Source organism: Terrisporobacter vanillatitrophus, assembly GCF_051148895.1.
GTDB classification, from domain to species: Bacteria; Bacillota; Clostridia; order Peptostreptococcales; family Peptostreptococcaceae; genus Terrisporobacter; species Terrisporobacter vanillatitrophus.
Map to the genome: position 1 here is coordinate 1 of NZ_CP154627.1, position 19,448 is coordinate 19,448.

General features: G+C 27.8%; 21 protein-coding genes. 6 read left to right on the top strand and 15 right to left on the bottom strand.

Annotated features, from left to right (window positions below; translation table 11 throughout):
* Positions 1 to 537 (top strand): YcxB family protein, encoded by a 537-nt coding sequence (locus tag TVTCOM_RS19750; protein WP_347449169.1) that lies wholly within the window; start codon positions 1 to 3, stop codon positions 535 to 537.
* Positions 538 to 605: 68 nt separating this feature from the next.
* Here TVTCOM_RS19750 and TVTCOM_RS19755 read toward each other — a convergent pair whose 3' ends face one another.
* The 3 genes from TVTCOM_RS19755 to TVTCOM_RS19765 form a co-directional block, all read right to left on the bottom strand.
* Complete coding sequence (locus tag TVTCOM_RS19755) at positions 606 to 2,846, bottom strand: glycoside hydrolase domain-containing protein (protein ID WP_347449170.1); 2,241 nt, start codon at positions 2,844 to 2,846, stop codon at positions 606 to 608.
* A gap of 68 nt (positions 2,847 to 2,914) precedes the next feature.
* Positions 2,915 to 3,433: a sigma factor-like helix-turn-helix DNA-binding protein gene (locus tag TVTCOM_RS19760; RefSeq protein WP_347449171.1), complete on the bottom strand. Its 519-nt coding sequence runs from the start codon at positions 3,431 to 3,433 to the stop codon at positions 2,915 to 2,917.
* Between the two features lie 195 nt (positions 3,434 to 3,628).
* Complete coding sequence (locus tag TVTCOM_RS19765) at positions 3,629 to 3,865, bottom strand: BhlA/UviB family holin-like peptide (protein WP_434799779.1); 237 nt, start codon at positions 3,863 to 3,865, stop codon at positions 3,629 to 3,631.
* A gap of 262 nt (positions 3,866 to 4,127) precedes the next feature.
* On the opposite strand from TVTCOM_RS19765, the gene TVTCOM_RS19770 reads away from it, so the two are divergent.
* Positions 4,128 to 5,216 (top strand): hypothetical protein, encoded by a 1,089-nt coding sequence (locus tag TVTCOM_RS19770; RefSeq protein WP_347449173.1) that lies wholly within the window; start codon positions 4,128 to 4,130, stop codon positions 5,214 to 5,216.
* Between the two features lie 54 nt (positions 5,217 to 5,270).
* Here the strand turns inward: TVTCOM_RS19770 and TVTCOM_RS19775 are convergent, their stop codons facing one another.
* Positions 5,271 to 5,960: a hypothetical protein gene (locus TVTCOM_RS19775; protein ID WP_347449174.1), complete on the bottom strand. Its 690-nt coding sequence runs from the start codon at positions 5,958 to 5,960 to the stop codon at positions 5,271 to 5,273.
* A gap of 432 nt (positions 5,961 to 6,392) precedes the next feature.
* A complete protein-coding gene (locus tag TVTCOM_RS19780) occupies positions 6,393 to 6,950 on the bottom strand; it encodes a hypothetical protein (RefSeq protein WP_347449175.1) in 558 nt (185 codons plus the stop codon).
* Positions 6,951 to 7,785: 835 nt separating this feature from the next.
* On the opposite strand from TVTCOM_RS19780, the gene TVTCOM_RS19785 reads away from it, so the two are divergent.
* Both TVTCOM_RS19785 and TVTCOM_RS19790 read left to right on the top strand, forming a co-directional pair.
* Positions 7,786 to 8,166, top strand: a complete 381-nt coding sequence (locus tag TVTCOM_RS19785; RefSeq protein ID WP_347449176.1) for a hypothetical protein — start codon at positions 7,786 to 7,788, stop codon at positions 8,164 to 8,166.
* 81 nt (positions 8,167 to 8,247) lie between these two features.
* Positions 8,248 to 8,793: a hypothetical protein gene (locus TVTCOM_RS19790; protein ID WP_347449177.1), complete on the top strand. Its 546-nt coding sequence runs from the start codon at positions 8,248 to 8,250 to the stop codon at positions 8,791 to 8,793.
* Between the two features lie 73 nt (positions 8,794 to 8,866).
* Here the strand turns inward: TVTCOM_RS19790 and TVTCOM_RS19795 are convergent, their stop codons facing one another.
* Positions 8,867 to 11,026, bottom strand: a complete 2,160-nt coding sequence (locus TVTCOM_RS19795; protein WP_347449178.1) for a glycoside hydrolase domain-containing protein — start codon at positions 11,024 to 11,026, stop codon at positions 8,867 to 8,869.
* 242 nt (positions 11,027 to 11,268) lie between these two features.
* Between TVTCOM_RS19795 and TVTCOM_RS19800 the strand changes: the two genes are divergently transcribed.
* The gene (locus TVTCOM_RS19800) at positions 11,269 to 11,706 is read left to right on the top strand and encodes a hypothetical protein (RefSeq protein ID WP_434799775.1); all 438 of its coding nucleotides are present in this window, start codon (positions 11,269 to 11,271) and stop codon (positions 11,704 to 11,706) included.
* 80 nt (positions 11,707 to 11,786) lie between these two features.
* On the opposite strand, the gene TVTCOM_RS19805 is transcribed toward TVTCOM_RS19800, so the two are convergent.
* From TVTCOM_RS19805 to TVTCOM_RS19845, 9 genes are all read right to left on the bottom strand, one after another.
* The gene (locus TVTCOM_RS19805) at positions 11,787 to 12,206 is read right to left on the bottom strand and encodes an IS3 family transposase (protein WP_347449159.1); all 420 of its coding nucleotides are present in this window, start codon (positions 12,204 to 12,206) and stop codon (positions 11,787 to 11,789) included.
* A gap of 401 nt (positions 12,207 to 12,607) precedes the next feature.
* Positions 12,608 to 13,345 (bottom strand): hypothetical protein, encoded by a 738-nt coding sequence (locus TVTCOM_RS19810; protein ID WP_434799776.1) that lies wholly within the window; start codon positions 13,343 to 13,345, stop codon positions 12,608 to 12,610.
* Between the two features lie 269 nt (positions 13,346 to 13,614).
* Positions 13,615 to 13,902 (bottom strand): hypothetical protein, encoded by a 288-nt coding sequence (locus tag TVTCOM_RS19815; protein WP_434799777.1) that lies wholly within the window; start codon positions 13,900 to 13,902, stop codon positions 13,615 to 13,617.
* Between the two features lie 126 nt (positions 13,903 to 14,028).
* Positions 14,029 to 14,391, bottom strand: a complete 363-nt coding sequence (locus TVTCOM_RS19820) for a sigma factor-like helix-turn-helix DNA-binding protein (RefSeq protein ID WP_347449162.1) — start codon at positions 14,389 to 14,391, stop codon at positions 14,029 to 14,031.
* 29 nt (positions 14,392 to 14,420) lie between these two features.
* Complete coding sequence (locus TVTCOM_RS19825; protein ID WP_347449163.1) at positions 14,421 to 14,543, bottom strand: hypothetical protein; 123 nt, start codon at positions 14,541 to 14,543, stop codon at positions 14,421 to 14,423.
* Positions 14,544 to 14,782: 239 nt separating this feature from the next.
* Entirely contained in the window at positions 14,783 to 15,013 is a 231-nt protein-coding gene (locus TVTCOM_RS19830) for a BhlA/UviB family holin-like peptide (RefSeq protein WP_347449164.1), read from the bottom strand.
* Positions 15,014 to 17,181: 2,168 nt separating this feature from the next.
* Positions 17,182 to 17,883 carry a recombinase family protein gene (locus TVTCOM_RS19835; RefSeq protein WP_347449165.1) on the bottom strand — a complete coding sequence of 234 codons (702 nt, stop codon included), beginning with the start codon at positions 17,881 to 17,883 and terminating at the stop codon, positions 17,182 to 17,184.
* A gap of 235 nt (positions 17,884 to 18,118) precedes the next feature.
* Positions 18,119 to 18,271: a hypothetical protein gene (locus TVTCOM_RS19840; RefSeq protein ID WP_347449166.1), complete on the bottom strand. Its 153-nt coding sequence runs from the start codon at positions 18,269 to 18,271 to the stop codon at positions 18,119 to 18,121.
* 347 nt (positions 18,272 to 18,618) lie between these two features.
* The gene (locus tag TVTCOM_RS19845) at positions 18,619 to 18,801 is read right to left on the bottom strand and encodes a hypothetical protein (RefSeq protein WP_434799778.1); all 183 of its coding nucleotides are present in this window, start codon (positions 18,799 to 18,801) and stop codon (positions 18,619 to 18,621) included.
* Between the two features lie 231 nt (positions 18,802 to 19,032).
* On the opposite strand from TVTCOM_RS19845, the gene TVTCOM_RS19850 reads away from it, so the two are divergent.
* Positions 19,033 to 19,263 carry a hypothetical protein gene (locus TVTCOM_RS19850; RefSeq protein WP_347449168.1) on the top strand — a complete coding sequence of 77 codons (231 nt, stop codon included), beginning with the start codon at positions 19,033 to 19,035 and terminating at the stop codon, positions 19,261 to 19,263.
* The last annotated feature ends 185 nt before the right edge of the window (positions 19,264 to 19,448 follow it).

Here is a 19,448-nt window from a genome sequence, read left to right on the forward strand (position 1 = left end):
ATGGAGTTTTTATGTTCTATTAATATAGAAGACTACATAGAAGCCGAGAAAATGTCGAGAAAAACAAATTTTATTTATAAGTTTTATCAAAAAATATGTTTATGCTGTGTAGTTCCTATAATACAAATTATAGTATCCTATAAAGCATTTCTTGATGGTTATTCTATAACCGCTCTATTTATAATATTTATAGCTATATGCTTTGCATTGTTTTCTTATTTTCTATATCCAAATCTAGTAGATAGAAAACAAGAAAAAAAACTACGTTTAAACTCTAAACTAAACAAGGGCATTACAAACCCGGTAAAAGTATGTATCAATGAAGAAAGTTTTACAATTTCAACTAACGAAAAAAAATCCTCTATAGATTTAGACAAAATTAGCGGGATAATAGAATCTAATCATAAAATTTTTATAGTAAATAAATGGGGATCTGTTATTTTTGTTATTCCTGAAAATACATTTTCATCACCTTTAGAGAAAAAAAAATTTATTACTTTCATCACACATAAAATAAAAAAATTCAAAAACTTCTAATCTCTAGTTTTGTGATTAGAAGTTTTTGAATTTTATGCTTACTTCTCTATTTGACTTGATTTTCTCATTTATAGGGCAAACAATATCCCAATAAACCCTTTTAATCCTAACCCTGTTAAGTATGCTACTCCAGCCCCTGTAGCCAATGCTACTGCTCCTACACATAGTGCTATACCAAGATAACCTAATACATCACACCATTGTGTAGGATCCTCGACTTCTGAATAATTTTCTGTAAAAAGAGGAAGAGGAACGCTAATTAATCCAGGAGGATTCACACCTAAAGTAATATATAATCGTTGATACATAACAGCGTCCACACCTGCTATTTCACTTGGAGCTGTTATAGGCATTTCAAATATAATAGTTGCCTGAGTAGGTTCAATATCTATATAGTATCTTGCATATCCACCTAAGAATTCATCTGTTGTTCTTAGTTTAAAAATTGATGCGGAAAGATCTTTTGAATTTACATCAAAAACAAACCCTCCTTTACTTACAGAATCTAGAATTTGTGTTGTTAATGCACTAGGTGTAGCATATAGATTTATTGTTTCAGCATTACCTCCAAGTCGTGCAGTTAATGCTGTTTCTTTTTCAACTTTTACGTTAGGGATATATGATCTATAAACTACTTTTTTTTCATTAAAATATTCAAAGTCAGCACCTATTAATCCATCACCTATTGCTCTTGATTTACTTCCTGACCCTTTAAATATACCTGAATCATTACTAAAGTTTAGGAGTTTAATGCGTTGTTCCTCTGTTAATTCTCCTGGTTCAGTCGGCGTAATATCACCATCATCATTCGATAATGGATTATCAAGTTTTGCTACTCCTATATCTTTATTTGAGCAAATATTTTTATCTATAGAAATAGCTCCGTCTCCCGTTCCTATAGTATATTCTTTTATCTGATCAAAAGCCCAGTTTTTTGGTAATGGATAACCTATATTTCCAGAGAATCCTGATGCTAAATCCCCAACAAAACTTGTAGTAGCTATACCTTCATTACTAACTCTAGAACAAATATTTCTAGCCCCATAAATCCCTATTTTATACCCTTTAGGATTATATATATTAAACGATTTTTGTATACCTCTGAAATGAGGAAGCACATTTGAAGTAACTTGGTCATCAACAGCATCAAAATCTACTGCAAAATAAATAGTAGTTCCTTTTGGGAAACCATAACTCAAAGCGGACTCGATACCAGCCTTACCATCGACTCTTCCTTGTGTTTCATTAAAATATGATACAGAGTTGCCTGAAGTTTGATATATAGGAAATAATCTTAGCCCATTATCAAATATAACCTTTGCTTCATGTTCTTTTAATTTTTTCCATTCTCCTCCTGCTATATATCTACCAACAATTTTATAACCATTTGATTTAAGTGTTTTTGCTCTTGCAGTAGTAACTTCTGTTGAACAGTCACAAGCTGTCCCAGGTCTATCTCTGTCCCCATGAGATAATAATAAAGACATCCAAGTCTGCTTACCACAATACCCATCTGCAGTTAACATGCAAAACGATTGAAAGTTTTTAAGAGCTGCAAGTGTTCCATTTCCAAATACTCCTGTAAATCCTGTAGGATCAAATGTGTTACAATACAATGCGTACTGCATTATCTTTACAAAAGGAGTATTTTTACTACCTGGAGCTAATGCTGGTAGTGCATCCTGAGTTGCTGGCCCAAATGTTCCATTTGGTTCTGCAATACCTTCTTCAACTTGCAATGCATAAATTAGTGCTTTATTCGTATCCTTATTATATCTTCCATCTGTTGGTCTAAGCCCTATCCATTTATAATAATCTCTGTTTAAATTCATTTGTATTTCTCTTATCTTAGGATCTCCGCTTGACACTAATACATATGCATCCATAGTTAGTAATGCTTTAAATATCATAGTATTCGCAATACCATTAACATTAGACCCTGTTAACCCTGCAGATGCTTGGAATCTTTTTATCCCTGCATCAGTATCATCACCGAAGACACCTTCTTGATAGCCTGGAGAAAACCCTTTACACCACATAGCTCCTTGAAGTATATAGACTAATCTCCTTGTTTTATCACTAGGGTTCAAATCCTTTTGTAATGTAGGACAGGCTGCTTCTGTAGCAGGCCCAAATGTTCCATTCGGTGTACTTATACCTATCTCTATTTGCAACGCCCTAATTAATCCTCTTATTGTTCCCCAACCTGTAAGACCATCCTCTGTAATTGCAACCCAATTACTATTATTAGAATATACTTTGTTTAAATATTCTTGTGTCTTTTTTACCATTTCATCAATTCTTTGCATAGTATCACTCCCTTATTTTTATTCATGTATCTATTTACTAAAAAGAACTTTTTTGTTTATTTGTAACCCTAGTTATATAATACTTTCAACTTATTTAAAGCATTTTTATGTACTTTATTTATATATTGTCTAGATGTATTAAGTTCTCTAGCTATATCAGATTCATTTAAATTGTAAAGATATTTTTTATTTAAAATATCTTTTTCACGGTTACTTAAATCTTTAATTATATCTTGAAACTCCACATCACTTTGTAGCGACTCATGCCCATAGTAACCAAGAACATCATAATTTAACAATTCATTCTTGTACCTAAGATAACTTTTTTGATTTATTCTCATATATTTATTTTTTAACGATTTAAATATATATGAAAACAAGTATTTTTCATTATCTAATAAATCATTTCTTACAGGCATTTTCTCTAATACAGTGATCATAAATACAATAAGCTCATTATCCATATCTTCACAGTAGCTATTTCTTTTGTATTTATTTATTATTGGTCTAAAAATATCAACTATTTCTACTAATGCATCCTTCTCTCCGTTTTTATAAAGCTTTACTAACTCCCCAAGTCTATTCATTTCATATCCCCCTCTATCACCTTAATAAGTGTCATTTGCAAATAAGAAAAATGTTATTTGCCTTTATATTCAAAGTAACAAAGTGTTATCACTTTTTCAATAAATTAATTTTATTTATTCAGGTTGTCAAAATAGAATTATTAGTGCCTATATTTATTTTCCAACACTTCTAAATTTATATTTTCGGGAAAATTTTTATTCAATAACCTCGCTTAGTTTGATTTTTATACCTTTAATATCTTCAGATAAATTTTCTAGTAGATCAAGCTTATTTGCCATGTTTTCAATTATTTCTTGATATTTTTGCTCTCTTTTCTCTTGTATTTCATCTCTTCTTTCTTGTGCTTTTAATATGTAAAAAATTAAAACAACGGATAGTAAAGCCCAAGCACCTTGAGCACCTATAATTTCTATTATTTCAGTCTCCAACATTTCCCCCCCTTTTATTGATTGTTTTATAAAAAGTATTATCACGTAGAGTTATTTTCTCTTATAGATAAAGAAGTGTATCCATGCGCTTTAGTAAACTTATAAAATATATTTTGAAGAAAATTCCACATCAACAAATAGATGAAATTAAATTTAGAATCTTTTCTACTTTTATTATTTAAGTTTACAAAATGTTAATATTTATCTATTTATAAATGTGTAAGGTTAAGGCCTTAAAAATTAACTCATTAAAGGAGACGTAAAAATGCAAAAAAGATTTAGTAAAGAATACTTAACGTTAGAAAAGTTACAAGAGGTAAGAGCTAAGTATAATTTAGCAAGAAGTGGGGAAGTAAAGCTGTCATTAGAAGAGGAAGATCTGCTTATGCTTGGTGAGGACGGTATTGCAACTTTATCAATACCTGAAACTGAGGAAGAAATGGAGATTTTAAATGATGAGATATCTGGTGGATATGATTTAATCGAGGAAGAATTAGCTAAAATAGGGATTTATCCTCAAAAAGTAGAACTTTTAAATGAGTCTAATGAGCCTGTAGAAGAATTAAGTGTGATGGATTTTTCAACTATTGAACATGAAGAAATACAAAAAGTCATGGATAGAGTAGAACAGAGAGCTACTGGTACTTCAACTTCACATGTTAATGTAGGTGCTTACCCTACATCTAAACATACATATGATGGTTTAACTTGTACACATAGTCAGCTGGGATACTTATCATATACAAATGGTGTTTCATACATTCCGGTTATGAAGAGCGCAACTTCACCTGATGACAAAGCTTATATTGTAGCTAAAATATATCCTCGTGAATATTTTACTTACATGAGTTCAACATCAAATAACAAAAAAACTCAAATAAAAATAAAAGACTCTAATGGAACATTTAGAACTGGTTATGTGGAAAATAAGTTTGGTATACTACAAGGTATTTCTAGTAGTGGCCATTTCACAAGCGGAACATCAACTTCTCCAGCTGGTAAAGCAGTACTATGGATACAAAAAACATGGGGATGGGTACAAAAAACTGGAGGCAAAAAGCAGCCACTATTTAGAAATAGTTATTCTACAAATGGTGGTTTACCTATATATGATGGTGGCAAAAATCAAATAGGTAAAAGAGTTGGTCTTTACTGCTATGCTTCAGGAAGAATAGGAGCAAAAACAGGAGATTCAATGAAAAACTGGCTTCAAATACAATACTATCAAACAAGCACTAGTACATCTCCGCAAGGGAAAAATCCTTTCTATTCTGCTGGATCTAATCATCCATATTTCGTATCGACTGGTATAGACTCAAATTCTAAAAATCCATTTGTAAAAGTTAATGCTTAAATAACCAAATAAAAAAGTAAGATTGATTTCATTCAATCTTACTTTTTTATGTAATTAGTTAAAATCTAAATCACTATAGACATTTTTTATATGAGTATCAGATACACTTCTTGCATCTAAGCGCGAGTTGTTCTCTTCTTTTATTCTACTTATTTTTTCATCTTCATTTAGAGCACCATTTTTATATTCAATCATATAACTTATGGAACCTTCTTCATCAGCCAAAGCCAAGGTTATATAAAAATAAGTCTTAAGAGCTTGCTCTGATTTTCCTTCTATATAGCTCCTGTGAATGAAATCCATATATTTTAGTCTTATATTATTAAAATCCTGATAATCAACATCCTTCACTAAAATATCTTTTACAAAATTATCATATTCATTCTTAACAGTTTCATAGTATTTACTTAAAAATTCTATTTTTTTCATATCATTGTTAGCATCCTCTTCACCAAGCTCTGATATGTCTGGTGAAGTTTCCTGCGAATCTGTATCTACAGTTATAGTATCGTCCGTATACGTTACATAGTGACTCGGTCCGTCTTTATCCGAATCTTTCCCAAGATTGTTTACTGCGATTTTTTCTAACTCACCAGAAGTCACATTTTGATTGTCTAAATTTCCAGTAGCTAACTCGGTTTCACTACCTACCTGACTTTCTATATTTTTTGTATTACTACATCCTATAGCTAAAAATGATGACATGACAAGAAGTATGGCGATGTTCTTTTTGTTTACTTTCATTTTTGCCCCCCCCTTTTTTAGTTTTATTAGATAACTCAATTCTTGCTAGTAAAATACTGTATCTATTTTTAAGTATTTTACCATTTATTATTTATTAAGTATATAATTACTAATTAAATATGACACCGTTATAAACTTTTCTTCATTCTTGTTTTTGTCAAACCAATAGGTTAAGTAATATTTATTAAATAATTGGTCTAAATTTATAGGCAATGTTTTATTTAGATATATCCTACTAAAATACATCATTGCACAAATAGTATTTAATGTATTACTTGTTAAACTAATTAAATATTTCTCTAGTTCTTGTCTCTCACTAGATCTTTGCTTATATAATTCTATACCTTCTACATCTCTTCTATTTTCTATAGATTTTTACATAAACAACATATATTTGAATATATATTAACGGATTTCTCATTGTTAAATTGATTACTTATACTTATCTAAAAACTCTTTCAATGCTTGGCTCAAAATATCTTGTACTCTAAATTTACTACTTGAACAAAACTCAGCAAATTCTTTTTGAATAGGTTCATATAATTTATATGATCTAACAACAACATTCCCCTCAAAATCGTTGATTTCTAATTTATCCTCAACTACTACATTATTACTACTTTCTTGATACCACTTATAAACCTCATTTAATTTATCATTCATATCAGCATAATTTAATATAAATTGTTCTAAAGCCTTGTTATTTACTTGGTCGCCCTGTACTACTATATTACTACTTTCTTGTTTTTGTGTATTTGTAGTAATTATTTGTTTAACTTCTGGCTTAACTATTTCAATAGTATTTTCATATTGATTACTTTCCTTGTTTAATTCATACCCCACTTTTTTAAATCTATTTGATATAGTCTTTCGAGAACTTATTATATTCTCATTATCTAACTTTGATAAACTATAGCCTTCCTTAAGTTTTTTATTTATAAAATCTATCTGCTCTAATATATCTAGTTCATTAAATATATCCTTATTCATGTAATCACCTCAAATATATTATAAACTACTTTTTTATTACTTTTGTAGTAATTAATATATAAATTCCCTCTTATGTAAATCCTAATCTCTCATTTTTAAGTAATGCTTCCCTAATTGGTCGTCTTTAAATAAATCACTATAACATTGAAATTTCAATATTCATATATCTTTAGATATTTTAATTTATCTATTAGTCGTTTTTCTCCTCTTTTCTCATATTTTAAGCAATAAAAAAGCACCTAATTAATAAGTGCTATAAAATATAAACTACTAGCATTCAAATACTGATCCTGTAATATATATCAGTTTGATACAATTTAGTAATTCTTTATCAAAAAAGCCATGAAACACTTTCTTCTATGACTCAAAAACGAATATTAAACTGAACACTACATAATCAACTTATATTTATTTAGTTTATGTCGATTATTTACGTCTAAAATACTCATCAAAACCTATATTTAATTTAAAGATAAGTTAAATAAATATTGGGGAGGATGACATACGTGTTATTTTCGGCTACTTGATAAAATTATAAAATATATGAGTCCTTATGATTATTAGTTATGACTATGCTTAAAGTAAATACCATAATCAAATCTTAGAAGTTATATCAAGGTATTCAAAATTAAGTGGCCGATTTTTACATGTATGTCGTCCTTCCCCGGTAATAAGCTTATTTCTTAAAATCACTTGTAAAGTGGTGTAAATAAATATAAACGTATAAATAAAAAATTTCGTTTCTATTTGTAATATAATGGAACCTTAATGTATAATTGATTTATCTAATGATATATATAAAGGGGGGAAAATTATCAAAAAAATATTTAACTTCATGAAATATCCTTTGCTAATATTCTTATCACTTTTTATTTTAAAATGTACTGCTTTATTGGCAGGAGTAGCTATGTTCACACAACATTATTTATTAGCAATTGTATTGGGATTAAATTTTACACTAATAGTTATCTTTTTAATAGTTCCAATTTTATTTTTCTTAGAAGGAAAAAAGAAAAGTCAAAAAGGAAACTTTTTTATTTGTTTATTACTTTGTGTTATTTGTTTTTTAATTCCACTTTATGAAGAAATTAAACTAATTATAGATGATAGAGATTTTTCATCATGGTTTATTGCTTCTCTAATTTTGTGCATATTAGTATATTCTTTAGGGTGGAATAAAGGTAAGAAGAATTATTATTCAGTTCAATTTAAGTAAATCAACAAAATTTTAATTGCACAAGGAGGCGATTTTATTAAAAATAGAAAGATTATTTTATTAATTATTGCTATATTTTTTATGTTTTTGAGTATTACCTATTCAAATTTTAATAAGCATAAAAAAGATGATATAGGTACTTATGTAATGTCTAGTGATTTTACAACGAAAAGTGATTTGGTAACATTAGATTCAGAACGAGTTTATAAAAAAGATGACTCTAAAAACATTTCAATTGAAAGTAATTCAGTACAATATCTAATTCCTGTAAAAAATAGAAATGACTATTTAAGATTTTTGAATTTATTTAAAAATAAAAAATGCATACAACTTCCTTATAGTGTTCCTGAAGCAGATACTACAGATGATAAAAATATTTATACAAAAGTTAAATATGAATTCCAATTTCAGTTTTATCCTGATGAAAATGGAAAATATGAAAAAAAATGTTCTCCATCAACAGGATTAATATATAAAGATGGAACATTTGAAACTATATATGAATTAGAAAATAACGATTATTTATTTTTAAAAGGAAGATTTGATAAATCTGAAATGAAAATAATAGAATCTATATATGATAAAATTTACAAAGATCATCAATTAGAGAAAAAAAATAAAAGTTAAAATAATTCAAAAAGGTACGTACTATAATTTTTATGTAGTACGTACCTTTTATTAATTCTATAATTATATTGCTTTATGGCATAACCAATTTGTAATATTGTAATATAGCTCCAACCCATCCACTTACAACGGCTATAACTTCACTTATAACTAATCCTCCTGCTACTATTTCACCAGAAATCAATCCTAAGATTAGTAGAGCTATAGCAGCTAGAGCATATGGAGCTACATCTGAAGCTGATTCAGTTATCACCTTAATCGCTTCTTGAATTTTTGTATCATCTGGAAATAATCCTATTGACATGCAAAGAGTTTCTTCTCCAACTCCATCAATTCGTGCTGCATTTATTTCAACTTGAACTTTTACTCCAAATTGTTTAAAATCATTATCATAGGTACCTGCAATAAGTACTTTATTACCATCATGTGCAATAGATCCTACGTTGTTTTTGACATTTGTTAATGCAGGTAAGTTTAACTTTTGGCCCAATATATTTTGATCACTAAGATAATATAATACATCATCCAAAAGATTTAATCCATTTGTTAAATCCAGATTAATTATACCCGTTCCTATTAGAGCCTTAGGAGCTACTCTTATCTTAGCCTTTAAAGGCAATTCACGTATACGTATTTCTTTTTCAAAATTACAATCCAATGCACCGTCAACTACTATATTAAACATAGATAAAATTTCTTTGAATTGATTAAGTACCATTTCTCTAGATGGATAAATTACTTCTTCGCTTAAATGATCTATTCCACTATCTCTGCCTGAATATAAGTTATTGTCAATTGCTATAGCTCCATCACCAGTGCCAATAGTATATTCTTTAATTTGGTCAAATGCCCAGTTCTTAGGAAGTGGATAACCTAAATTTCCAGAAAAACCAGATGCTAAATCACCTACAAAACTAGTTTCAGCATATCCTGCATTAGATACTCTAGAACAAATATTTCTAGCACCATAGACACCTATTTTATAATTATGAGGATTGTTAGAAGAAAACGTATTATGTATTGCCCTAAAGTAAGGAATAATATTAGTTGAAACATCTCCATCCATAGCATCAAAATCTACAGCAAAATAAATTGTAGAACCATTTGGAATCTTATATTCTCTTGCATTAATTAAACATTCTGTGGCATCTAAATTTCCTTGAATTGAATTAAAGTAACTTAAATAATTTCCTGATTTTTGAAAAATAGGGAACCAGTTCATATTATTTTTTAATATTAACTCAATCTCAGGCACCGTTACTCTTTTACTTTCACCACCAGCTATATACCTACCAGCATATTTATATCCATGAGCTTTTAACGTGTCAATTCTTGCTTGATTTAATGGAGTAGCACAGTCAAAAGCCTGTCCTTTTCTATCCCTATCTCCATGTGATAATAATAATGACATCCATGTTTGCTTACCACAATAACCATCAGGAGTTAACATATGGAATGATTGGAATTCTTTTAGAGCAGCAAGTGTTCCATTTCCAAATACACCTGTAAAGCCTGTAGGATCGAATGTATTACAGTATAGGCAGTATTGCATTATTCTTACATAAACAGCATTCTTACTTCCTGGAGCTAAAGTTGGCAAAGATGCTTGAGTTCCAGGCCCAAAAACACCGTTAGGTTCAGCTATTCCTCCCTCCACTTGAAGAGCATATATTAGAGCTTTGCATGTATCTCTTCCATAGATACCATCAGTAGGTCTTAAACCTATCCATTTATAATAGTCTCTGTTCAGCTCCTGTTGTATTTGTCTTATCTTAGGGTCACCAGAAGTAACTAATGCAAATGCATCCATGTTTAATAAAGCTTTAAATATCATAGGATTTGCAATACCGTTAACATTCGCCCCTGCTAAACCAGCAGATACTTGAAATCTTTTTATCCCTGCTTCAGTTTCATCACCAAAGATACCTTCTTCAAAATATCCGGGAGAGAATCCTTTACACCACATAGCTCCTTGAAGTATATAAACTAATCGTTGTGTTTTATCACTAGGAATCAGATTTTTTTGTAAAGTTGGGCATGCTTCCTCTGTAGCTGGTCCAAATGTTCCATTTGGCGTACTTATTCCTGTCTCTATTTGTAAAGCCCTTATCAATCCCTTTATTGTATTCCATCCAGTAAATCCATCTTCATCAAGTGTAACCCAGTTAGGGTTGTTAGAATATGTAGAATTCAAATATCTCTGAGTTTTTAAAACCATTTCATCTTTTACCATTTTATTATCACTCCTTTTTCTTTTATCTACTATTTAAGAATGCTGTATTTTTTATTTTGTAAACCTTTAAATCATTTTGAATAAAAATATTTATTTAATAAACTTGCTTTACAATTACGTCAAAAAACTTTTTAATTAGTCTAGTAATATATTTTTTTATAAATAAAATAAATCATTGCACATTACAGGATAATCAATTACGGTATAATTAATCAAATTTTTATGTTGAAGGAGATTTTAGTATGAATTTAAAAATAGTTAGTATATGTATAGTAATAGTGTCAATTTTTATGTTTGGCTGTAGCAAAAAAAACGATTCTCCATCTGATACATCATCAAGTTTATCAGCAGAAAATGAAGATAATAAACAAAATAAGATTGAGGAATTAAAAGAAAAATTATCTAAGGCTTCCAACTATGGCGAATCTAATCCAATAGAACGTACTATGGATGAATCTATAGAATATGCAAAAAGTAACTTACCAGAAGGCATTAAAGAAGTAAAAAGTACCTTTAACTCTGATAACGGAACAACTCAAGTTATATATGAAGAAAATGACATGTATTTTCGTGTAACATATATGCACCCATTTAAAGAAGATGGAAATAATGTAGATGAGTATGATTTAGAAAAAACAATAGGAATAACTCTATGGATGAAAGAATCTTTAGATAACTAAATTATTTAACTAAAGTGTGTACTTTTATTATGAATGAACTGCACCCTGTCAAGTAGACAGTGGAAATAATAAAGATTAAGCTAAAAGGTCTGAGTCCTATATTCAATTAGACTTAGACCTTTTAGCTTTTTCTGTAATCTTCTATTATTATAAAATTCTATGTAATTATCAATTGCTAATTTTAACTCATCAAAGTTATGAAATTTTTTCAAATAGTACATCTCAGATTTAATAATCCCCCCCCAAAAACTTCTATTGACATTCATAGCCATACGTCTATAACCATAAATACCATCTACCTCATCATATATTCTTACTATTTCTTTCAGGATAATTGAATTATCTTTATCTGTTGAAGTTTCTTTTCTATTTAACCATTTGTAATATGAAGATCTTGCTATACCTGCAAAATTACATAATATTAGAATAGGATAACCTTGTGCATTTAATTCTCTTATTGCAATATATATAGTTTCTTTTTTAAAACTGCTTACTATCACCTTCTCTCTACTTTCTCCAGTTTTTTTAAGAATTCATTCTCCATTTCTAAACATTTATTTTTTGCCTCTAATAATTTTATTTGAGCCATAAGTTTTTACGAATCACTTATTGGTTCAACTGTTTTCGATTTTCCTCTATTATCAATAAGAGATTTTTACCCATTGGCTTTATATTTACTAACCCACCTACGAAATGATTCTTTTGCAATATTTAACTCTTCACATACATCACATAATGTTTTTTACCTGTGAAATACTCTTGTACATATTTAATTTTTATTTCAAAAGATATTCTAGATTTTCTAGACATAAAAATACGCCCTTCATGATAACAGTTTTATTATTTTAACTGTCTACCATAAAGGGAGCATATCACATTATAAAAGTACACACTTTATTTTTTACCAATTACCTTTTACATGAGAAGCACCATGCTTCATTTGGGTATCAATATATGCATATGAAACTTGATCATAATCTTGCCATGATGATAGACTATAAATAGACATATCTCCATCACTATAACCTAAACCGTGACATAGCATATAGTCATGATTAGAACTCCCAGTAATACCACTACGATCTTGACTATTACAATAAACCTTCTGTCCAGCATCAAGCTTCATCATAAAGTCTCCTCCTGGAGTGTATAGGCTAGTTGATTGAGATAATATATAATACTGTTTATCTCCCACTTTACGGTAAGGATTATTTCTCCAATAACCTACACCATTCATACCTCTATACCATCCTTTTCCCCAACTACCATCTGGATATAAGATTTCTATTTGATGCCATTCATATCCATCTGAATTATAGACCCTTAATCCAGTGAAACAAAAACTTTCTCCCACTCTCATCGTAGCTACTTTAGCATTACTTGTTCCAGCACTACTTCTTACATTAATATTATAATCACTTTTATTAACTCCTAATGTAAGAGGTCCTGAAGATGATATAGATGATATAGATGATATAGATGATATAGATGATATATCATCTTCAGGAAAATAATCATAGTCAGGAAATTCAAACTCTCCATTTGCTAATTCCCCATCAATTTCTTCTAGAGACAATACACCATTAGATTCCACATCATAAAATTCAATTTTATTTGCTTCATTTTCAAAATTATTCATAATAACGCTCCCCTTTTTTATTAGTTTCATTAATTATAAAGATAATATAAATTAAAATGTAAACCTAAAGTTAAAATTGTTATTAATTTGAAAAAATCCTATTTTTATTGTCTATTTTAATCCGAATTTAGTATGCCAATTTATGCTTAAAAAATCACTCCAGATGTTTTATCTAAATCATATTCATCATCACCACTATTTTGAACTTTTTTAACGGATGTAAGTAGTCTACAGTAAATTTGAAATTGTTAATTCATATATAGTTTCAGTTACCCCTTTATCCTCTTTATATTTTTTGATATATCTTTTACTCCGTCTGGTAAAATACTCTTGGCGTATTCCAAAGACTCATCCATACTTTTCTTATCTGGATTCATCTCATAGTATTCAGATGCCTTGGTCAACTTATTATTTACCTCATTTAAACTATCTTCCATACTTATTTTTACGGTGTTTTTATTACTTTCTTCTTTGATTGTTTCTTTATTCTTACTACATCCCAATATAGACAGTGCTATAAAAAGTGATAATCCAATAACTATTAACTTTTTATTCATTTCTATTCCCCTTGATAAAATAAAATATATCATATATTTTACACTAAAGATAAAGCATTAGTATCAATAGATACATAATGCTTTATCTTTAGTTAATCTAACCTAATTAATCTTATTTTAGCAATTTTAACTGTATATATTTCTTAGTTTACTTAAAGCTTTTTTATGTGTTCTATTTATATATTGCCTTGAAGTATTGAGTTCTCTTGCTATATCAGATTCATTTAGATTGTATATATATTTTTTTATTAGAATGTTTTTTTCACAACTACTTAGATTTTTTATTATGTCATAGAATACCATATCAGATTCTAAATTATCATATCCACTATAATCTAAAAACTTATCACTCGGTATCTCATTACTATATACGTTATAATTTTTTTTATTTATTTCTATGTACTTATTTCTTAATGATTTTAATATATATAAGGTTAAATACTTATCATCTTTTAATATATCTTCTCTCTTAGATACCTTTTCTAACATAGTTATCATAAATAAAGTAAGCTCACTATCTATGTCCTCATAATAACTGTCCTTCTTATATTTATTGCTGGCTTAAATTTATCAATTATTTCAACTAAAACTTCTTTATCTCCATCATTATAACTTGTTACTAAATCCCCTAGTTTGCACATATTAAATCTCCCTATAAATATAAATTTAATGAGAAATAATTAATATTAGTAATCCATGTATATGTTAGTTTTTTAGTATCCTTATTTTAAGAGAGAGATATAAAGTTAGTTACCTGTTATTTCATATTATCAAAATATTATCTATTTATTAACATTTTTTTGTATACATCTTTAATACTACATAAGTTTTTTATATAAAGCACAAAATAATACTTTTAGCTAAAATACTCTATAATTTATTATGCAAATTCATCTAGATTAGACTTTATTTCTTTAATATCAGATGCTAAATTTTCTAATATATCGAGCTTATCAGCCATATTTGAAATTATTTCCTGATACTTTTGTTCTCTTTTTTCTTGAGTTTCATCTCTTTTTTCTTGGGCCTTCAGTATATAAAAAATCAATGTAACAGAAAGTATAGCCCATGCTCCCTGTGTACCTATAATTTCTATTATTTCCGTATCCATATTTCCCCTCCCTTATTCTGAATTTCTATTACTTAGAATTAACTATTATTTTATTTTGTGTTTTATTCTATATATAAATAGTCCTTTTATTCAAATTTGTAAACAATTATAATTTACTCTGCATATTTGATTTAAGTCGTTTATAGCTTATATTTTTATACATTCACTCTTTTTTCATATTTGTGTTTTTTATGAAACTTTACTATTTAAATTTTTTAGGTTTAATTTGTCTATTTACTTTTGAAACAAGTTTTGAAAAAAAAGAGCATAAGGAGTTTTTGTCCCCATCTTCGATAGGGAACTAGGCAAAGCCTAGTAATACTCTTATTTTGATTTCAAAAAAGGTGGCCCCTCTAATTTTTAAATTACCACCAAAAATGCACCAATTTTGCCACCAAAAAAACACCAAAAAAAATTCACTTTTTCCACCTACATTTTAAACAATTTTTAACTTAAAAAAGGAAAAAAGACCTAAAAAAATAGGTCTTTTTTTAATATAAAAAATCATAAAAAACTTACATTTAATTTATATTTTTTATAACAATACAATTAAGCATGTAACTATAGTAGTAAGGTTAATTCCGATTAGTATTTTTTTAGTTTTATCACTCATTTTATCAGCAATCCTCCAATCAACATACAAGTTCATAATCTTAATTATAGCAAATACTAAAGGAAATTATTACAAAAGTGTACTTAAATTTTTACTACATCAAGATAATATTTGAAAATTTTTAAAATATATTTTGTTTAAAAAAAAGAGATATGAAAAATGAAAAAATACCATTAGGGTACTAAAGGATCTAATAGAAAAAGATATAGAAATAATAAAAAAATCAGAAAATCAAATACTAAAATCAAAGCAAAAAGAAGAGATTTTGCAGAATAATTTTGTGGAACTTTTTGTGGTTTTTTAGTGTAACAATTATGGAACTTTTTGTGTGATATTTTGTGGAACTTTTCAAAAAGTGAGGGGGTCTTTATTTTTCTTGTTAAAATGAGAGTATTACTGGGCTTTGCCTAGGATATTATCGCAGATGATATCAAAAACTCCTTATGCTCTTTTTTTAAAAACAAGTTTTGAAAATTTAAAGTTTTATTCTTTTACTGTCGCATTCTTCTTCGCTTTCTTTCGTTCCTCATTCAAGCTGCATACGAATTTTGACGGATGTGTTTTTTCGTCATTAGGTTATTATTTAATTAAATATCTATCAGCATATTCTTAATACTTTTTTTCTTAATATATCTATTATGCAATCAAATTTGTTTATACAAAACTTAATTATTGTATTTACCTAAGAAGGTTTTTATGATACCACTGGCAATGGTTGATTGCATAATAAGACCTATGTTTCAAGACCTTATTAATCACAACATACCACAGTATAAAGTATATCATGCTCTCATTACCCCAAGTTTAAATACATCATAACACCCAATGCCTTGAGGGTTTCACTAAGACAGGAATAATCTCCTTGCTAACCCAACCAGTATAATATTTATAGAGGTCATACACACCCTCTTAAAGTCCTTGTAAGTGTCTATGAGCATGGCACTTATAACACAAGTCCTAATGTATTTTCTGCATTGCCTACATTTCAGCTGACCATTATTTTAAAAGGATTAGGGCATTCCTTTATTATTTATTTTGTTATGGATTTTCTTTTCCTTCAAATATAAAGGTAACAAGAAACCCTATTTATTTGTAAGCAATAAAAAAGACTTACCGCAACTGTTTACGGTAAGTCTGTATATACTTAATAATCCTATATAATTAAATTTATATCTTGTAATTGTAGTCGTTACCAACTATAATAGTTATATAAATTTAATTATAACTATGTTTGCTTATCAAGTATAGCCAAAATACTTTTTAAGAACTTCATAGTTAAGAAGATTGCTTGTACTACTAACTGGGCTCAAACAGTTGGTACTAATTCCATCTAAGGCGGCCAAACCTTATGGGAACTTGTAATCTTTTTTTATTTAAATTTTTATAAATCAATTCTACTATTTATTTCCTTTCAAGTCAACAAAAAATTACATTAAAGTCTAGTATTTTCAATATGTAACGAAAATGGTACCTTTTATGTTAGCATACCTTTATAGTGTTTTTTTAATAATTTGAGTCAATAATCCTAATAAAAAAGAAGGTGCTTTTGCACCCTCTACTTAATTTCACCTTTAGTTTTCATATCTTCTAATATTTCTTTTTTGTATTTATAAAATGAGTTTCTGCTTATGTTACACAGTTTCATTAGTTCCGTATCATTTAGTGAACCGTTGAAAGTCTTAGAATGTTTTAATATTTTCTCTTTTGCTTCCACACTCTTTTTAGTAGTTAATTTAGTACCCTTTTCTAGTCCTATTTGCTTTCCATTATCTCTTGCTGTTTTTATACCTTCTTTAGTTCTTTGTTGTAGGTCTTTAACTTCTTTTTCTGATTGTTCAAATGCTATTCTTATTTGATCCTTAGCTAATGTCATTAAATACTCATTTACACCCTTTAAAATGCTATCAACAACGGTATTCGTCATTTGCACATTATTAGTTAAGGCTTTCTTATATGTAGCTGTATTTATGTGTGGTTCTTTTATGAATACTAATTCAATTCCTTTGTTATAAAGATCCTCATACAATTTAAAACCTTCATCTGAATTTCTGCTCATTCTTGATACACTATCAAATACAATCGTATCTCCTTCTTTAGCATATTTCAGCATCTTATTAAATTCTTTTCTACCTTCAAATTTTGTACCAGTATAAGTTTCATATATAAGTTTAGCTGTTGGGTATGATGCCAATATGTTTCTATGTTGTCTTTCTATATTTTGAGTTTTTGTTGAAATTCTACAATATCCATATATCATAATTTTGTATCCTCTATTTATATATTAAAAGTAATGTTCATTTATTTTAATACTATAAGGTTAATATACTATAACTAATGAGTTAACCACTTTTGGTACTTTTTTATTTAGCATTAATTTTGATACCTTTTTAAGACTGTATTAAAAAGATTCTTTATTTTCTTGAACATTATTGTCTTGTATAAACATTGTTTTTACTTATATTTTTTAGTGATTTTAATGTATTAGTGAATGTTCACGATAACAAGTGTTCTATTATATATTTTATTCTGTTATTAGATTTTCCTATTTCTATTTCAAATTTTTTCATAATATAATTATATAATTCATCTGTTTCTATAGCTAAATCTTTAGCTATGTTTCTTATTTTTTCTAATTCTTTTGACATGCCCCTTTTATTATTTATTTCTATATACGTTTTTATATAACTAAACGATTTAGAAATCTCATTAATTCTTAATGAATAGTAATCTTCTTTGAATAGATTATCTTTATGACTATCTATATAATTTGTAATAGTTCTAAGTTCATTTATTAATTAGTCTAATTGTTTAAATATATTCATTCTGGAACCACCTTTATAGCTATTATATATTATATAAAACCTATTTGCATTTTTTTGAATATATCTTTTTTATAACTCTTCCCATTTCTTCCAAATAAAATCTCTAACTTCTATAATATCTTTAATATATTGTTTTAAGTTATGACACTATTAAAAAGTTTAAACTTCTTTTAACTCAATGAGTCAATTTTTAATCTCAAGGATTCAAAGTCTTTTTTAAAAAATCTCCTTCCATTACAAAAAATATTAGGTTCTTCTTTTTCATCAAACTCATCTATCAAAACAGTATCAAATATTTGGAGCATTTCATCTATGTAACTCAATACAATTTCTTTCTCATCTTTAGAAAACACTCTCCTCACCCCCATTATAATTAAATCATATATATATATTAACAGAACATTTGTTCCGTTATCAATGTTTTTTTTAGAATATAGTGATTATACTTTTTTATGAATAAAATTAAAAACACCATTTGAATTGCTTATGTACTATCTCATATGTTAAAATCTAATTGTAAATAATGTTAATAATAGTGTTATCATTTTTTAAATAAAAATGGTTGAGTTTTATAGGAGGTTTAAATGGCAATAAGTAAAGATAATACAAGGACGATGGTTACTATGAGTCTTGATCTAAAGAAAGAGATAGACTTAAAATCAGCAAGAGATAGCGACAACCTAAATACAGTTATATTGAAGGCGATTTATTTTTATTTAAAAAAAGATCCATTAGTGGATAGAGGTATTTTAAAAGATACTAAATATAAATTAGAACGACTTGAATATCTGAAATTTAAAAAAAATAATTTGTAGTGTATTCCAATAGTTTTATATAAAAGTGATGGTTTACTACATCAAATTAGTTTATATAGTGGCTCTACGATACTTGACTTTTAAAGTTCTTAGCACAGAAAATTGTAGCAGAACCAACAATCATAAAAAATACTCGATAATAAAAAATCACAAATTCAAATAATTTACCAAGAGGGGGATTAAGT

Coding starts and splice junctions, on each gene's coding strand:
- TVTCOM_RS19750 (WP_347449169.1), top strand. CDS start 1: ATGGAGTTTTTATGTTCTATTAATATAGAAGACTACATAGAAGCCGAG.
- TVTCOM_RS19755 (WP_347449170.1), bottom strand. CDS start 2,846: ATGCAAAGAATTGATGAAATGGTAAAAAAGACACAAGAATATTTAAAC.
- TVTCOM_RS19760 (WP_347449171.1), bottom strand. CDS start 3,433: ATGAATAGACTTGGGGAGTTAGTAAAGCTTTATAAAAACGGAGAGAAG.
- TVTCOM_RS19765 (WP_434799779.1), bottom strand. CDS start 3,865: ATGTTGGAGACTGAAATAATAGAAATTATAGGTGCTCAAGGTGCTTGG.
- TVTCOM_RS19770 (WP_347449173.1), top strand. CDS start 4,128: ATGCAAAAAAGATTTAGTAAAGAATACTTAACGTTAGAAAAGTTACAA.
- TVTCOM_RS19775 (WP_347449174.1), bottom strand. CDS start 5,960: ATGAAAGTAAACAAAAAGAACATCGCCATACTTCTTGTCATGTCATCA.
- TVTCOM_RS19780 (WP_347449175.1), bottom strand. CDS start 6,950: ATGAATAAGGATATATTTAATGAACTAGATATATTAGAGCAGATAGAT.
- TVTCOM_RS19785 (WP_347449176.1), top strand. CDS start 7,786: ATGAAATATCCTTTGCTAATATTCTTATCACTTTTTATTTTAAAATGT.
- TVTCOM_RS19790 (WP_347449177.1), top strand. CDS start 8,248: ATGTTTTTGAGTATTACCTATTCAAATTTTAATAAGCATAAAAAAGAT.
- TVTCOM_RS19795 (WP_347449178.1), bottom strand. CDS start 11,026: ATGGTAAAAGATGAAATGGTTTTAAAAACTCAGAGATATTTGAATTCT.
- TVTCOM_RS19800 (WP_434799775.1), top strand. CDS start 11,269: ATGAATTTAAAAATAGTTAGTATATGTATAGTAATAGTGTCAATTTTT.
- TVTCOM_RS19810 (WP_434799776.1), bottom strand. CDS start 13,345: ATGAATAATTTTGAAAATGAAGCAAATAAAATTGAATTTTATGATGTG.
- TVTCOM_RS19815 (WP_434799777.1), bottom strand. CDS start 13,902: ATGAATAAAAAGTTAATAGTTATTGGATTATCACTTTTTATAGCACTG.
- TVTCOM_RS19820 (WP_347449162.1), bottom strand. CDS start 14,391: ATGTTAGAAAAGGTATCTAAGAGAGAAGATATATTAAAAGATGATAAG.
- TVTCOM_RS19825 (WP_347449163.1), bottom strand. CDS start 14,543: ATGTGCAAACTAGGGGATTTAGTAACAAGTTATAATGATGGAGATAAA.
- TVTCOM_RS19830 (WP_347449164.1), bottom strand. CDS start 15,013: ATGGATACGGAAATAATAGAAATTATAGGTACACAGGGAGCATGGGCT.
- TVTCOM_RS19835 (WP_347449165.1), bottom strand. CDS start 17,883: ATGATATATGGATATTGTAGAATTTCAACAAAAACTCAAAATATAGAA.
- TVTCOM_RS19840 (WP_347449166.1), bottom strand. CDS start 18,271: ATGTCAAAAGAATTAGAAAAAATAAGAAACATAGCTAAAGATTTAGCT.
- TVTCOM_RS19850 (WP_347449168.1), top strand. CDS start 19,033: ATGGCAATAAGTAAAGATAATACAAGGACGATGGTTACTATGAGTCTT.